Source organism: Acaryochloris sp. IP29b_bin.137 (assembly GCF_028285745.1).
GTDB lineage: Bacteria > Cyanobacteriota > Cyanobacteriia > Thermosynechococcales > Thermosynechococcaceae > Acaryochloris.
Window position 1 is genome coordinate 1 of record NZ_JANQOP010000009.1, and the last position, 15592, is coordinate 15592.

Here is a 15592-nt window from a genome sequence, read left to right on the forward strand (position 1 = left end):
TTCAAATACTTTGCCGATGCGCCGCCCCAACTCTTTTGCCAAGCTGAGGCCAAATCCCATGACCTTTAACTTACCGCCTCAGCTCAAAGATGTCGTGGCAAAACAGCCTTATCCCCTGCTATTTGCCACCATTAGTGGTGCTCACTTGTATGGGTTTCCCTCTGCTGATTCTGACTATGACTTGCGAGGGGTTCATATTCTGCCCCTAAAAGAAGTGATTGGTCTGCAGACTGGACCCGAAACCCGAGAAATTTCAACCGATCAGGAGGGCATTGAGCTAGATCTAGTGACCCATGATGTCAAAAAATTTATGGGACTGCTGCTAAAGCGTAATGGCTATGTGCTAGAGCAGCTCTACTCGCCGCTGATTGTGGCAACGTCTCCTGAGCATGATGCATTGAAAGCGATCTCAACCCGATGCATTACTCGGCATCATAGTCATCACTACTTGGGATTTGCCCAGACCCAATGGCGGCTCTTCACCAAAGAATCTCCAGCCCGAGTCAAGCCACTGCTCTATGTCTTTCGAGTCTTGCTTACAGGAATTCACCTGATGCAAACAGGCGAAATTGAAGCCAATCTCAGACATTTGAACGAGAAATTTCAGTTGACCTATATCCCTGATTTAATCGCCCAAAAATCATCTGGTCCAGAACGGACCGTGATTCAAGAGAAGGATCAGGCCTTTTACCACCAAGAATACAGCCGTCTTTTGCAATGGCTAGAAACCACCAGCCAATCGAGCATGCTTCCTGACAGTCCCTCTGCTGCCCTTGATCTCCACCAGCTTTTGATTAAAACCCGCCTCGCCGCGACTTGATCGCTTGAAAACAGTTGTCCAAGTTAAGCTAAGAGTACATCCGCAGGAGCATAGGGACAGTGCAAACTCAGTTACCCATTGCTAAAACCATCAAGACGACGCCTGCAGAGCAGCGTCTGACCTTAAATCATATTTCCTGGGACACCTATGAAAAATTGTTGGTTGCTTTTGGTGAACACCGTGCCGTTCGTTTCCACTATGACAACGGAGTCTTAGAGTTCATGGTTCCATTGGAAGCCCATGAAAATCCTAGCGATTTCCTAGGATTATTCATTTGTACTCTAGTGATTGAAAGTGGACTGAACTTAAAATGCATGGCATCCACTACATTGAGGCGAAAAAATCTGCAAAAAGGGGCTGAACCCGATAAATGCTATTACATTCAAAATGAGCCTTTGGTCAGAGGGCGTACAGTTGACCTAGACAAAGATCCGCCCCCAGATTTAGTGGTTGAAATTGATATTACCTATACCGATATTGATAAGGATGCTCTGTATGCCAGTCTGGGAATTCCTGAATTCTGGCGTTTTAATGGTTCGGTACTCACCCTTTACCAGCTTGACCAAGACCAATATCACGCCGTTGACACTAGCCCTTCCTTGCCCTGGTTTTCTAAGGATGTGTTTTATCACTTTCTAAACCAAAGCAAAACAGTTGGTGAAGCTCAAGCCGTGCGAGATTTAAAGGGGTGGATCAATCAACAGCTAGAGTCCTGTGAGACATAGCGCTCCTTGTCAGTATGCCCCCCAGTCTGAGCAATCAAAGTTTTTACTCTCCCGTGACGATGCCGAGTGAATCCATAGATAGCAAGGAAACCTCAATATGCACCGGCCCACGATTTTCCAAGAAGACAATCTTGATAAGCTCGTTGCTTTTATGAAAGCCCACAGCTTTGCAACACTGGTGTCAGCGGTGGAGGGGGTTCCCTTTGCCTCCCATATTCCCCTAGTGGTCACAGAAACAGACGGTGTAGTCACTTTAGTGGGGCATTTGGCCAAAGGGAATCCTCACTGGCAAGCCTTTGATATCGCTGAATCCTTGGCGATTTTTACTGGAGCCCATGCTTACATCTCTCCGACCCTGTATGAAAAGGATGAGAGTGTGCCCACGTGGAATTATATTGCGGTCCATGCCTATGGCACCCCTAACATCATCACCTTTAAGGACGCCCCTGAGCAGATGGACCAGATGATCGACGAAATGGTAGATACCTACGAAGCCAGTTATAAATCTCAGTGGCACAGCTTGTCTGGGGCATTTCGCACCAGCATGATGAAAGGCATCGTCGGCTTTGAGATGGCAGTGACTCGCCTAGAAGGCAAGTATAAGCTCAGCCAGAACCGGAGCTTAATTGAGCAGCACACCATCTCGGATGCACTGCTCCAAAGTGCTGATCCCAGTGCTCAGGGTGTGGGGCAGGAAATGCAGCAGAATCTTGAGTAAGCGCCATCGCTCAAAGCTGACTCTCTGAGTGGGCACATCACTCCAACGACAATTAATGGCATTGGAGCGATGGAGGTAGTTAGGTGATCACAGTCGGCTTGTCGCGACCAGTCAGTGTGCGAATTTGAGCCACTTCATCCGCCAAGGTGATCAGCGTAGCCAGGGCATCTTGCGGATCAAGGCCCTGCTTGCTGACATCCGGTTCATAGCTTTCCAAATACACCCGCAAGGTAGCTCCTTGGGTGCCTGTCCCAGATAGTCGAAAGACAATGCGAGACCCATCGGTAAAGCCAATACGGACCCCCTGCTTTTGGCTAACACTGCCATCTACCGGATCCGTATAGCTAAAGTCATCCGCATAGTCCACGGTATATTGCCCCAGCTTTTGGCCCTTGAAGGTTGCGAGCTTACCCCGTAGATTCGTCATTAGGGTATTGGCTTTTTCAGCATCAACGGCCTCATAGTCATGGCGGGAGTAGTAGTTACGGCCATATTCCTGCCAATGCTCTTTGACGATATCTTCCACCGACTGCTGACGCATAGCCAAGATATTTAGCCAGAACAGCACCGCCCAGAGACCATCTTTTTCTCGCACATGGTTCGAGCCAGTACCAAAACTCTCCTCACCACAGAGGGTTGCTTTGTTAGCATCCAAAAGATTGCCAAAAAACTTCCAGCCTGTAGGGGTTTCATAGCAGTCAAAGCCTAACTTGGCTGCCACTCGATCTACCGCCTGACTCGTGGGCATCGACCGGGCTACCCCCGCTAAACCATTCTGATAACCGGGCACGAGCTTCGCGTTCGCCGTCAAAATCGCCAGACTATCACTCGGGGTAACAAAGAATCGTTGCCCCAGTATCATGTTGCGATCGCCATCGCCATCCGAGGCCGCACCAAAATTAGGTGCATGCTCCCCAAACAGTTTTTCTACCAGTTCATGGGCATAGACCAAATTGGGATCAGGGTGACCCCCACCAAAATCTTCCAAGGGTTTGCCATTCATGACGCTATCTGGCCCTGCTCCAAGGCGATCGGCAAAGAGGGCATGGGCGTAGGGACCCGTGACCGCATGCATCGAATCAACTATCAGACTAAATCCACCTGAAGTCAGTAACTGGCGAATACGGTCGAAATCAAACAGAGACTCCATTAACTGGGCATAGTCTTGAACCGCATCAATCACCTCAACTGTCATCTCTCCTAATTGAGAGGTTCCTAACTGATCGAGGTTGACATCCTCTGCCTCAATAATGCGATAGACATCGATTTCCTGACTGCGGGCATAAATCGCCTCAGTAACTTTCTCGGGAGCCGGACCGCCATTACCAATGTTGTACTTAATGCCAAAATCACCGTCTGGGCCACCCGGATTATGGCTCGCGGATAAGACAATGCCCCCATAGGCCTTGTTCTTGCGAATCACGCATGAGACGGCTGGAGTCGATAGAATGCCGTTTTGGCCCACCAACACCTTGCCAAAGCCGTTGGCAGCAGCCATTTTCAAAATGACCTGAATCGCATGGCGGTTGTAGAAACGACCATCACCGCCCACCACTAAGGTTTGGTCTTGATAGTTCTCAAGGCTATCGAAAATGGATTGGATAAAATTCTCTAAATAATGGAACTGCTGAAACACTGTTACCTGCTTCCGCAGTCCAGAGGTTCCTGGTTTTTGGTCCGAAAACGGTTGGGTATAAACGGTGTTGATACTCATGAAGACTGGCACGAATGAGAGTGAATAAAATCCAGATAGCGCTAGTTGATAGCCCCTGCAAGATAGAGGTAACCGTTGATCAGGATACCCTGGTCTAGGTCAATTTGACTTGATTGACGCAGGGACGTCCGGCTGCAAAATCAGCAATATTGCTCAAGGTAGTGCTGGCGATGTTCTCCAGTGCATTACGGGTAAAAAAGGCTTGATGGGCCGTGATTAAAACGTTGGGGAAGGACTGGAGGAGTTGAAAGTGATCGTCCTGAATTACCGTATCAGACAGATCTTCAAAAAATAGATTTTCCTCCTGTTCATAGACATCAATGCCTAGATAACCCACTTGTCCCGATTTAATTGCATCAATCACGGCTGGTGTATCAATCAGTCCACCGCGGCTGGTGTTAATCAACATGGTACCTGGCTGAAATGCTCTTAAAGTCTGAGCATTGATAATGTGATGGGTTTCTGGCATCAGGGGGCAGTGCAACGAAATAATCTTAGATTGAGCCAGTAGATCTTCTAACGCCATATAGGTTACGCCTAGATCGATGCAGGCGGGGTTGGGATAAGGATCATAGGCCAATAGCTGACATCCAAACCCCTTCATGATTTGGGCAAAACATTGACCGATCTTGCCCGTCCCTACAATCCCCACCGGACAGTTATGGAGATCGAACCCCAACAGCCCTTCCAACGAAAAATTATCATCCCGGACTCGGTTGTAGGCTCTATATAGCTTGCGGTTGAGCATCAAAATCATGCCCACAGCATGCTCAGCCACAGAATAGGGTGAATAGGCTGGTACCCGAACCACCGTTAGCCCCAGTTCTGTCGCCTTAGCTATATCCACATTGTTAAAGCCTGCCGATCGCAGGGCTACTAGTTGGGTCCCCTGCGCTGCCAAAATCTCAAGGGTTTCTGAATCAAGCTGATCATTGATAAAGACGCAAACCACCGGAAAGTCCTTCGCCAGAGGGGCGGTCGTAGCCGTTAAGCGAGGTTCAAGAAAAATAAGTTCGTGATCGTTGGTATTGGCTGCCTTCAGGAACTGTTGGTCATAGCTTTTACTGCTAAAGATGGCAACTTTCATAATTTTCTCCCATGGAGGCAATGCGCTACACCAACCCTTATCTCTGCATGTAACTTAGCAACTAACCAGCCCCTCTAGGTTAAGGTTCGCGAAGATGAGGGAATCTGCACGACGGAATGTGCAAGGGCGAGGCATTGCAACCTACACTGTGACGTATGACTTCGTCTACACATTCCACTTCTCCTCCTGGATTACAGCGCACTCCCCAGAGCGATTGGCGATTGATTTTAAGGGTTGTTCCCTATGCCCGACAGCATCGACGCGATCTCTTAACCGTATTTAGTTTGCTGATACCCCTGTCGGTGGCAGGGGCCTTACAACCGATTTTGGTGGGGCAGGCCATTTCTGCGATTCGTAATGAGTCCCAGATTTATGATGTCGTGGCTTGGTTTTTTAATGGATTGCAACGGTTCCCTCTCCCTGGCCTGGTTGCCAGGATGTTGGAGGACATGGCATCTGTTTTGCAGCGGTTAACATTGCCTGAAACGATTAATCTGCTGACGGTATTACTCTTGGTCACCGTTGTTGTCCGATTTGGATTGCAGGCGGCCCAGGGATTCCTGGTGCAAAAAGTGGGTCAGGAAATTACGGCGGATATTCGGAATGACTTGTTTGCCCATGTACTATCCTTGGCCGTACGTTTTTTCGATCGCACACCTGTGGGGCAGCTCATTACCCGCTTAACGAGCGATGTGGAAGCATTGGGAGATGTCTTTTCCACGGGTGCAGTGGGTATTGTCAGTGATTTGTTCTCCATTTTGATGATCGTTGTTTTTATGTTTCTGCAGCAGTGGCAACTCGCGTTGATGTTGTTGTTATTGTTGTTGCCCATTTCTGGGTTGATTATTTTCTTTCAACATCATTATCGCCGCGAAAACTACAAAGCTCGGGAAGAATTGTCGGCGCTTAATTCCAACTTGCAAGAAAATATTATGGGCATTGGGATTGTCCAGCTGTTTCGCCGAGAGTCTTACAATGCAGACTTGTTTCGCCAAATCAATCGACGCTACGTAACTGCGATTGATCGGACCATTTTCTTTGATTCAGCCGTTTCTGCCACCTTGGAATGGATTGCGTTTATTGCGGTGGCGGGCGTGCTTTGGGTTGGAGGAGGGCAGGTCGTAGGTGAAGCCCTGACTTTAGGAACCCTGTCTACCTTTATTTTGTATTCCCAACGGTTGTTTTTTCCCTTACAACAATTAGCTGAAAAATTTACGGCGATTCAGGCAGGCTTTACTGCTGTGGAGCGTATCAATGATTTGCTGAATCAGCCGATTGAAATTCGTGACCCAGAGCAGCCTCAGATATTGCCCGTGCACTCGGATCAGCGGCCCTTAGGTGAAGTCCAATTTATGGATGTATCGTTTGCCTATAAAGAAGAGGATTGGGTGCTCAAGGATTTGGACTTTTGCATTCAACCCGGTGAGAAAGTAGCCATTGTTGGACCGACGGGAGCCGGGAAAAGTTCGATTATTCGGCTGCTGTGCCGACTCTATGAAGTCTCCAAAGGCCAGATCCTCTTAGATGGCGTGGATGTGCGAGATTTAACCCAGGCAGAATTGCGGCGACATATCGGAGTGATCCTCCAAGATGGGTTTCTATTTGCGGGCGATGTCAAAAGCAATATCTCATTGGGCGAGGAGTATTCTCTGGAGGCGGTGAAGTCTGCTGCTGAGCAGATGAATGTAGCTCAATTTATTGAAGCCTTACCGGAAGGGTATGAGACGGTTTTACGTGAACGGGGAACGAATTTATCGGGTGGCCAGAAGCAACTGTTGGCCTTTGCTAGGGCCGCGATTCGTAACCCCAGAATTCTGGTGTTGGATGAGGCAACCGCCAGCTTAGATGTGGGGACAGAGGCCATTATTCAAGGAGCATTGGATCGGCTGTTGGTTGGACGAACCGCGATTATTATTGCCCATCGATTATCTACAATTCGCAATGTGGATCGAATCATTGTCTTGAGTCGTGGCCGTTTGGTGGAGTCCGGTAGCCATGACCAATTGATGGCGTTAGATGGGGTCTATGCCAGCTTATACCGCTTGCAGTTACTGGGTCAGCAAATGTAGGAGGTCATAACGCTTTTCGCAATCGATCGGGTAATGTTAGGTTCTGCAGAAGAGAGCAATATTGATGGGTAGACTGCGTTTCCCCAGATCGGATGTTCAATAATCCTACACCCTCCCGTTTGGGCCAGGGGATACCCCAGACTCGTTTGGACAACGGCCACATCGTCTAACCGCATTGGGCCAGGATGGGACAAGATGGGGTAGCCCGTGCGCGGATCAAAAATCTCTGCTTGATATCCCAAGTGCTGCAAACACAGCACGATTCGTCGTCCCAGTTGCACAAATTGGGCTCTGAGTTGCTGTTTATGGAATTCTGTCTCTGTTGTTTTCTCTAGTAGTAAAACAGGACAGTGTTGAAACACAATGATGACAGAAAGAACAGGCACTAGCCAGTCAGGGAGCAACTGACAGACATTGGTGCTGATAAATTCACTGGGAATATGGACGGAATATTCGATGCCCATAGCAAGAGAGGGTTTGCATCATTTCTATTAGCATACTTCCAAACCTATTGGAATTCCTTCAATCCCTCATAAACGGTCTATCTCACCACTTTATTCAAGAGGATGAACCCATCCAACTCCATCAGGTGAAAGGTACCCAAATCTCCTCAATATCTGCAAAAAGGATCCGGTTTGAGTCTGAGTATTCTGCTGAGGTGGGTGTCTTGGGCTAAAGGTTTGAATAACAATTTGCACAAAGTAATCTTTAAGGACGGGGTGACATTTTAGTGAATGATTGTGGGCATCATTGTTCGTAGCGAATCAGGTTGTTTTGAGACATCCTTTAGACTGTTGTGGAGAACGCTGATCTCTATTGGTATGGGTTGCTGTTCAGTTGAGGATTTCAACGCTGACTATCGACATAAGATATTTTAATCAACACAATGGAGTTGGGTAGCAGGGCTGCGATAGAAGTTTGAATTATTCCAATAAACCACACTTGCAAACGATTCAAACCGCTCTCCAACGGGATGTGGATCGGAGATTGGTGAGGGAACGGTGGCGAATCGTTCAAGGCTCCTTTGCATTGATGGTGGCATTCACAGTCGCTGTCTGGACTGAGGTTGATCCAACCCTGTTTATCATTTGGATCAGTGGCTATATGATTTGGATTGGAATAACCTTTTGGACTCATTCAGGTCGATGTTTGGTTAACTGGCGGGATCGCTACCAAACGCCGATCCTAGTCAATGTTATTAATGCTGGTCGCGGCATTTGGATCTGCGGAATAGCCCTTGCAAATTGGCCAGCCTTTATCCAGGGGGAGACATTTTTCTGGACCTTGACGACCCTGTGGGCCATTGCATTGGCTGCACATACGATTATGGTGACTGTTGCCAATGACTATTTCATTCAAGCCATTCTAGCGACGGCGATTATCCTGATCGCCGCGACGGATCAGTGGCAAATTAGCATCAGTACGATTTTTTTCCTAATCCCGGCAGTCAAAGCTTTAGACTCAGCCCGGCAGGTTCGCATGAATGAGGTAAAGCTACGGACCACACTGACTTATCAAGCACGTAACGATAGCCTAACAGGATTGCTCAATCGTGTGGGGCTCTCAAACAAATTTTCTGAGCTACCTCCCGGACCTATAGCGGCGATGTTTGTTGATCTCGATCGCTTTAAGGAGGTCAATGATCGTCTTGGACATACTGTAGGGGATGAGTTACTAGAACAAGTGGGGCACCGGATGCTAAAGATCATTAGCCATCGCCCCCATCTGTTGGCTCGATTAGGGGGGGATGAATTTTTTCTAGTGTTGCCGGGCTGTCCGTTGCGAGATTTACTTGCGATCGCAGATGACGTTCTTTTGACCCTGGAACAGCCATTTACCCTAACGGCAGGCCCAGCCTATATTTCAGCCAGTATCGGGACGGCAACCGCGCGAGGCGACATTGTCGACCTTGAACAGCTGATTAAAGATGCGGATCAGGCCATGTATCGAGCCAAGCAAGCTGGGCGACGACGGGTGATTTATTATGACCAATCCCTGCGGCAAGATACCCAGGAACGCTTAGGGCTAGAAAGCCATCTTCGACAAGCTGTCGCGGAAAAGCAGATCATGGCTTGCGGCCAGCCTATTGTTGACTATCAGCAGGGCACCATTGCCAAGGTGGAGCTATTGGCCCGGTGGCAGCTCGAAGATAAAGTGATTCCACCCAATGTATTTATCGATATTGCCGTTACCATTGGCCTAACCACCGAAATTGCCAAACAAATGGTGACACAGGCCCAAAAAGTCTTACAACAGTGGCAGACGCTGCCTGCGCTTAAGGATACCTGCATAACCGTCAATATTGAGTCCCAGGATCTAGTGGAAGGTGTTATCGTCGACTATCTAGAGAACCTAGTCTTTACGGAACAGATTGATCCGGCCAAAATCATCCTTGAAATTACGGAACGAGGGTTGATTGAGGCGGAGTCCAAGGCCAGATTCCAAATCGATCGATTGCATACCCTGGGGATTCGGGTGGCAATTGATGATTTTGGAGCGGGGTATTCTTCGTTGAGATCGGTGATGATGCTCCCCATTGATGTACTTAAGTTTGATCGATGCCTAGTTGCCGCAGCAACAAGAGATCAGCGCATGCAAAACGTGTTGGCAGCCATGGTAGACATGGCCAATAGTTTCCAAATCAAGGTGATTGGGGAGGGAATCGAGACGGCAGAAGATGTCCATGTGATGCAAACCTTAAACGTTCACTTATTGCAAGGGTTTTTTTGTGTAAAGCCGCTACCGTTGGCAAATATCCCTAAGCTAAACCTGACTCAGCTCTTTAACCCTCACTCTGCTAGTGGAGAACAATAGAATGGTCGCCTGTGACTCCGCTGCTCTAGAAAGATGCCAAATGGAAGACGGACTTCACAGTTGCAGCTCCAAAAGCAGCTAACCTCAAACCTTAGGCTATTTACCCCTACTGCGAACTATCTACCCTTCAGCGGTCCCCACTATTGGGGTTTCTAAATATGGGATCGAACATCTCTGAAATTTTTATAGACTATGACCAACCAGCGATAAGCTTCTTCAAGTCCGTCGGGTGTATCGACGTCTATTCCTGCTTTTTTCCACTCCTCTACTCGCTGGGGAGAAAGCAAGTTTCTGAATTCATCAATAGACGGTATTTCCATGATTTGTGGAGCGATTAGCTGGGGGAATTGATCATCTCTTGACTGCTTGAATTCGGGACTCATACCTTAACTTTGTCAATGCACCCAATCCAAGAATGCCCAAATAAGTCCCCGTTTTACCTCCTCAGTAAAAAATAGATCTGGCGGGACTTTATGGAATAGAAGAAACCCTGTAATGTTGATTATGAAATATCTGAAGGCGACCCTATTCCAGGAAGCAAATAGACTTCAAGAAAGCTCATAGGCTTCTAGACTGGAGCTTTGGGCTGAAAATGAAGAAATTATAAATTCTGGAGTCTTGGGGATAGAGTAATTGACTCAAGTCCCCGCTAAGGACCCAATGCTTTGTCGTTGGTTTTCAGCTTGCCAACCGGTTCAGTGGCATAGAGGTTGAAATTGGCAATATCCCCGAGGTGGAGGAGTGTTTCCTTCGCTATTGAGGTCACTTGGGCTCTTGGTTGGTCGAGCGCTATTGGCAGGTACATCCACTAGAGTAGAGGTGGCCTTTCTCTTGTTTGATAATTGATTAGGGTAAGTTGTGGCTTACGAACCGCTTCACCATAAATATCGTCCCCAAAGGTTTGCAGAGCTAGTGGGACAAGATGCGATCGCAACCACCTTAACCCATGCGATCCAATCCCAGCGCATTGCCCCTGCCTACTTATTTACAGGTCCTCGAGGGACCGGGAAAACATCCAGCGCCCGTATCTTAGCGAAATCCCTTAACTGCCTGAGTCATCAGCAGCCAACCCCTGCTCCCTGTGGCACCTGTGCCGTTTGCCAAGACGTTGCCTTGGGGGCATCGCTGGATGTTATTGAGATTGACGCAGCCAGCAATACAGGCGTAGATAATATTCGCGACTTGATTGAACGGGCTCAGTTTGCCCCCGTTCAATGCCGCTATAAAATCTATTGCCTCGACGAAGTCCATATGCTGAGCACGGCAGCCTTCAATGCCTTGCTAAAAACCTTAGAAGAACCCCCCGATCGAGTCGTGTTTATCCTGGCGACGACGGATCCACAACGGGTCTTACCCACCATTATTTCCCGCTGTCAGCGATTTGATTTTCGGCGAATTGCTCTAGAGGCCATGGTTCAACACCTGACCCATATTGCCAAACAAGAATCGATTGCCATTACCCCTACAGCCATTGAACTGATTGCCCAAGTGGCCCAAGGGGGACTGCGAGATGCGGAGAGTTTACTGGATCAGCTCAGTTTGCTTTCCGGTGAAATTGATAATACCCACGTTTGGGATTTAGTGGGATCGGTACCCGAACAAGCGCTATTGGCCCTATTGCAAGCCATTATTGAGCAGAAGCCCGCTTTGGTGATCGAGCGTATCCAGAATTTGCTAGATCGGGGTCGAGAACCCCTAACCCTTCTCCAAAATTTGGCTGGATTTTATCGAGATTTATTAATCGCCAAAACCGCCCCTAGCCGCAGAGACCTCGTAACCATCACCGCCCCCACTTGGACCGATTTATGCCAGCTTGCTCAACAGCTTGAAGTGGATGACATTCTGACCAAGCAACAGCACCTGCGCCATTGTGAAGCCCAAATCAAGCATTCCACTCAGCCTCGGTTATGGCTAGAAGTCTGTCTCTTGGGGCTATTACCTGGAGCCGAACACTCCTCCACTGCCCAGCCGGTGTTAATCCAGACCTCACCGAAGTCACAGAACGCTTCGGCGCAGTCCCCTGAATCTGTTGCAGCAATGCCGGCAGCAACAACCTCTTCATTAGACCAGCCTGTCTCTCCCCCCGCAGGGGCGGGCTCGACCCATCAGTCCCAAACAGGATCTCCAAACCCTACCCCTCCCCAGGCCAAACCACCCTCAGCAGATGCTCAAGCCCCAGCCAAGTCAGAGGTAAGCATCCCTAAATCAGAGAATTTATCAGCATCCCCAGCAGTATCTTCCGCCCCGCCTTCTAGCCAGCAGATAGCGTCAGTCGCAACGAGGCCCCCTCAACCTGAGCCTACTCCCGCGGCTTCTCCATCCCCCCGCTTGCAACCTCCTGCTGCACCCCAAATTGATCTTTCGGCCGCATGGCAACAGCTTTTGCAAAATTTGAATTTGCCCAGTCGAGCATTGCTGAAAGAACATGGTCAATTGCTGTATTGGCAGGGTAGAGAGGTTCGCATTGGCATCCGTAAAACGCTCCTTCGACTGGCCCAAGGCAAAGTACCTGAGCTTGAGGAAACCTTTGAGAAATGTTTTGAACGCAAAGTTAAAGTAACCTTGAAGGTCTTGACGGAGGAGCAAATGCAGGCTCAGCCTTCCCCGCTCGCTTCCCCAGCAACGGTGCCTTCATCTGCTCCTGCCTCTATTCCAGTTCCTGCTCCTATTTCAGCTCCTGCCCCTCCCTCAACGTCTTCGGGCGCTGCTGGATCGACTCCAAAGGGGCACCCCGGCACAACTGAATCAGTCGCCGTGAGTCCTAACTGGCAAAGTGAAGATGAAACGACATCAGCGGCCAAGAGTTTTGCTCAATTTTTTAATGGTGCTTTAGTGGAAACTGACTCAGGGTGACCGCTGAGAGTAAAGGCCGAGATACAGAGGGGGCGTCTTTGCCGCTAGCCTATTTTCTTCGGCTGGTGCTAGCGTTGCTTTTTCGGACTTGTCCAGCTTGCTGTAGCAGTGAGTCGACAAATGTAAGTGCCTGTTGAGTCGTTTCTCCGCCGGCGATGGCCGCTAACGCTTGTCGCCGCTGTTGAGCATCTAAGGACATGACATGAATAATCGTCCGTTCGGATGCTTTTTTGCCATTGTTTTTGCTATTGATTGATGGCGAAGGATCCCCCTGCATAACGACCTGTTTCTGCACCTGAAAATGAGCATCAGCCATTGCTGCAATCATTGGCTGATGCGTAACGCAGAGCACTTGATGATGCTGGCTGAGGTGATAGAGCTTTGCCGCAATTGCCTGAGCCACATGACCCGACACCCCGGCATCAATCTCATCAAAAATCAGTGTACCAACCCCTTCGCCTTGGGATAAGCAGGCCTTCAGGGCTAATAGGAAACGGCTCATTTCGCCGCCTGATGCCGATTCAGAGAGAGGGTGTAAGGCTTCGCCAGGATTAGCGCTAAATAGAAACTGGATTTGGTCAGCTCCGTGCTGGGTGGGGGGTATGGGCTGCAACCTCACCTGAAATTGAACTTTTTCTAATGCCAGGGGTTTGAGTTCTTTTAACAGGTACCTTTCCAATTTTTGGGCGGCTTTGTGGCGCAGAGCGGTGAGCTGGACACAGGCTTGCTGAAGTTTGGTTTCACTATTGGCTGCAGCTTGTTCTAGCGCTTCTAATGATTGGCCTGCACTAGTGAGGTCGGCATATTGGGTTTGGATGGTTTGATGATGTGCGATCGCATCATCCAAACTTGGCCCATACTTGCGGCAAATCTGCTTAAGCTCCATCAGCCGCGTTTCTACGGCTTGCAGTTGTTCTGGATCGGTTTCAACGGTGGTCCCGTAGGCATTGATCAAAGATCCGGCTTCTTGCACCTGGGTAAGGGCTTGCCGTACCAACTCCAAAATCGGTTCTAGTTGCGAATCATATTGACTCATCTCCACCAAAATCGATTCGGCTTGGCCCAACAGATCACCACAAGCTTCGCCTTGGTCTTGTTCATAGAGGAGTTGGTAGACCCGATAGCTTTGTTGCTGCAATTCAACACTATGGCTGAGCCGTTGTAGTTCTTGTTCTAATTCAATCAGCTCATTCGAATCGGAAAGATTGACGGCATCTAACTCTTGAAGTTGATACCGAAACAAATCGATAGTTTGGAGGCGCTGCTGTTCATTTTGACGAAAGGCATTGAGTTCCGTAGTCACTTTCTGCCAGTGAGCGAAAACAGTCGCAACCTGCTGCCGTTGTTTTAGCAGCGTATTGCCGCCAAATCCATCCAAATACTGCCGTTGGCGATCGGTCCGACCTAATTGAACGGCCTGTCCTTGGCCTGTTACGTCGATCAATTGCTCTCTCAGTTGAGCAATTTGCCGTTTATTGACAATGACACCATTGACTCGAAAGCGGCTGCGCAACGCACCTTGAGCAGAAATTTCACGACTGCACACTAACCCATCTTCGTCTAAAGGATCGATACCCATAGTTGCTAGCCAGGTGTTCAGAGCGGGAGTCAGGCTAAAACTAGCTTCAAGCAATGTACGGGATTCGCCTGTGCGAAGCATAGAGCTGGCGGTCTTGCCCCCTAGGAGCAGATCGATGGCATCTAGCAAGATGGACTTTCCGGCCCCAGTTTCACCTGTCAGCACGTTCAAGCCACTGGTGAAAGTCAGATCTAAGGTGTCGATCAGGGCAAAATTTTCGATGCGGAGGGACAGCAGCATACAGGTACGGCCAACTCAGATCCCTATCTATCTTACTGATCCGCAGAACTTCTGGAAGCAAAAACCACCATAAAACAACTTATGCTTGACCAGTCCCTAATGCCTCTAGGTTCAGTACCCAAGCAATTTTAGACTGAGGGTAACAATTTAGTAGAAGCTTTCTGAGTCTTATGGATGGGTAGCGGGTTAGGTTGATCTACTTGAAGCGCCGAGGGAAGGACGGGTTGGTGCGAAGCCGCGCTTGATAGGGTTTTTGGCCTCGATAATTACCCGGTGGATTGTAATTACAGACCCAAACTTCTTGATGGCCAGAGCGAACCTGGGCACACCCCACTTCTGTTGTGTTTTCCCAAACAAGCTGTGTGTAATGGCCACAAACTCCTGAACATCGATTTGTATCGTAGTTGTAGTCCTTGACTTCTTCTCCCCACATATTCACGACTTGTGTTGGAGACAACTTTTGGTAAGCGGCCCAAGTTAAGTTCTCTCCATAGGGGTTATTGGGACGATGGTAGAGTTTGAAATTATCCTTCGCTAAATAGTTGGCCCATTCTTGCGCATGTTTTGCCAAATTATCTGACCAAGTCAGGGGAGGAATGCCGACGCTCTGCCGCCACTGATTATGGGCATTCAGCATTTCCTTTGACCAAGCAGGGCGATAAGGGTTATGGCGATGTGATCCTTGTACTGTAGAAATCTCAGTGGGCTGGGATGGATGATTGGGATAGGCTAGGGCTACAGAAGTTGCAGCACTACCAATTCCAACAACACTGAGAACAAACAACAATGAACGATGGAGTTGACGATGCATAGGGAGCGATTAGGAAAAAGTGAGTGCAAGAAATAAACCACTCAATTCGGTGGTTTTCAAAAGAAGAAATATCAAAAATACCCATACGTAATATGGGCGTTCACAACTATTCTTTGGCTCTTCATTTCACGATTAGGCGATTGAAATCGTGAAATGGAATGA

General features: G+C 48.7%; 12 protein-coding genes. 6 read left to right on the forward strand and 6 right to left on the reverse strand.

Annotated elements, in window-relative coordinates; translation table 11 throughout:
* Nucleotides 1-58 precede the first annotated feature (58 nt).
* From Q0991_RS00525 to Q0991_RS00535, 3 genes are all read left to right on the forward strand, one after another.
* The gene (locus Q0991_RS00525) at nucleotides 59-820 is read left to right on the forward strand and encodes a nucleotidyltransferase domain-containing protein (protein WP_299484567.1); all 762 of its coding nucleotides are present in this window, start codon (nucleotides 59-61) and stop codon (nucleotides 818-820) included.
* Between the two features lie 59 nt (nucleotides 821-879).
* Entirely contained in the window at nucleotides 880-1545 is a 666-nt protein-coding gene (locus Q0991_RS00530; RefSeq protein WP_299484545.1) for a Uma2 family endonuclease, read from the forward strand.
* Between the two features lie 97 nt (nucleotides 1546-1642).
* Complete coding sequence (locus Q0991_RS00535; protein WP_299484546.1) at nucleotides 1643-2263, forward strand: FMN-binding negative transcriptional regulator; 621 nt, start codon at nucleotides 1643-1645, stop codon at nucleotides 2261-2263.
* A gap of 79 nt (nucleotides 2264-2342) precedes the next feature.
* On the opposite strand, the gene Q0991_RS00540 is transcribed toward Q0991_RS00535, so the two are convergent.
* Together Q0991_RS00540 and Q0991_RS00545 are read right to left on the reverse strand one after the other, a co-directional pair.
* Nucleotides 2343-3977 (reverse strand): alpha-D-glucose phosphate-specific phosphoglucomutase, encoded by a 1635-nt coding sequence (locus Q0991_RS00540; protein WP_299484547.1) that lies wholly within the window; start codon nucleotides 3975-3977, stop codon nucleotides 2343-2345.
* A 94-nt stretch (nucleotides 3978-4071) separates the two neighbouring features.
* Nucleotides 4072-5064 carry a 2-hydroxyacid dehydrogenase gene (locus Q0991_RS00545; RefSeq protein WP_299484548.1) on the reverse strand — a complete coding sequence of 331 codons (993 nt, stop codon included), beginning with the start codon at nucleotides 5062-5064 and terminating at the stop codon, nucleotides 4072-4074.
* A 155-nt stretch (nucleotides 5065-5219) separates the two neighbouring features.
* Between Q0991_RS00545 and Q0991_RS00550 the strand changes: the two genes are divergently transcribed.
* Nucleotides 5220-7133, forward strand: a complete 1914-nt coding sequence (locus Q0991_RS00550) for an ABC transporter ATP-binding protein (RefSeq protein ID WP_299484549.1) — start codon at nucleotides 5220-5222, stop codon at nucleotides 7131-7133.
* Here the strand turns inward: Q0991_RS00550 and Q0991_RS00555 are convergent.
* Nucleotides 7121-7597, reverse strand: a complete 477-nt coding sequence (locus Q0991_RS00555) for a methylmalonic aciduria and homocystinuria type D protein (protein ID WP_299484550.1) — start codon at nucleotides 7595-7597, stop codon at nucleotides 7121-7123. The genes Q0991_RS00550 and Q0991_RS00555 overlap by 13 nt on opposite strands.
* Nucleotides 7598-8075: 478 nt before the next feature.
* Between Q0991_RS00555 and Q0991_RS00560 the strand changes: the two genes are divergently transcribed.
* Nucleotides 8076-9947 carry an EAL domain-containing protein gene (locus Q0991_RS00560; RefSeq protein WP_299484551.1) on the forward strand — a complete coding sequence of 624 codons (1872 nt, stop codon included), beginning with the start codon at nucleotides 8076-8078 and terminating at the stop codon, nucleotides 9945-9947.
* A 152-nt stretch (nucleotides 9948-10099) separates the two neighbouring features.
* Here the strand turns inward: Q0991_RS00560 and Q0991_RS00565 are convergent, their stop codons facing one another.
* The gene (locus tag Q0991_RS00565) at nucleotides 10100-10330 is read right to left on the reverse strand and encodes a hypothetical protein (RefSeq protein WP_299484552.1); all 231 of its coding nucleotides are present in this window, start codon (nucleotides 10328-10330) and stop codon (nucleotides 10100-10102) included.
* A gap of 475 nt (nucleotides 10331-10805) precedes the next feature.
* On the opposite strand from Q0991_RS00565, the gene Q0991_RS00570 reads away from it, so the two are divergent.
* Nucleotides 10806-12800: a DNA polymerase III subunit gamma/tau gene (locus Q0991_RS00570; RefSeq protein WP_299484553.1), complete on the forward strand. Its 1995-nt coding sequence runs from the start codon at nucleotides 10806-10808 to the stop codon at nucleotides 12798-12800.
* A 49-nt stretch (nucleotides 12801-12849) separates the two neighbouring features.
* Here the strand turns inward: Q0991_RS00570 and recN are convergent, their stop codons facing one another.
* A complete protein-coding gene (gene recN / locus Q0991_RS00575; RefSeq protein ID WP_299484554.1) occupies nucleotides 12850-14619 on the reverse strand; it encodes a DNA repair protein RecN in 1770 nt (589 codons plus the stop codon).
* Nucleotides 14620-14815: 196 nt separating this feature from the next.
* Nucleotides 14816-15430: a CAP domain-containing protein gene (locus Q0991_RS00580; RefSeq protein ID WP_299484555.1), complete on the reverse strand. Its 615-nt coding sequence runs from the start codon at nucleotides 15428-15430 to the stop codon at nucleotides 14816-14818.
* Between the last annotated feature and the right edge of the window lie 162 nt (nucleotides 15431-15592).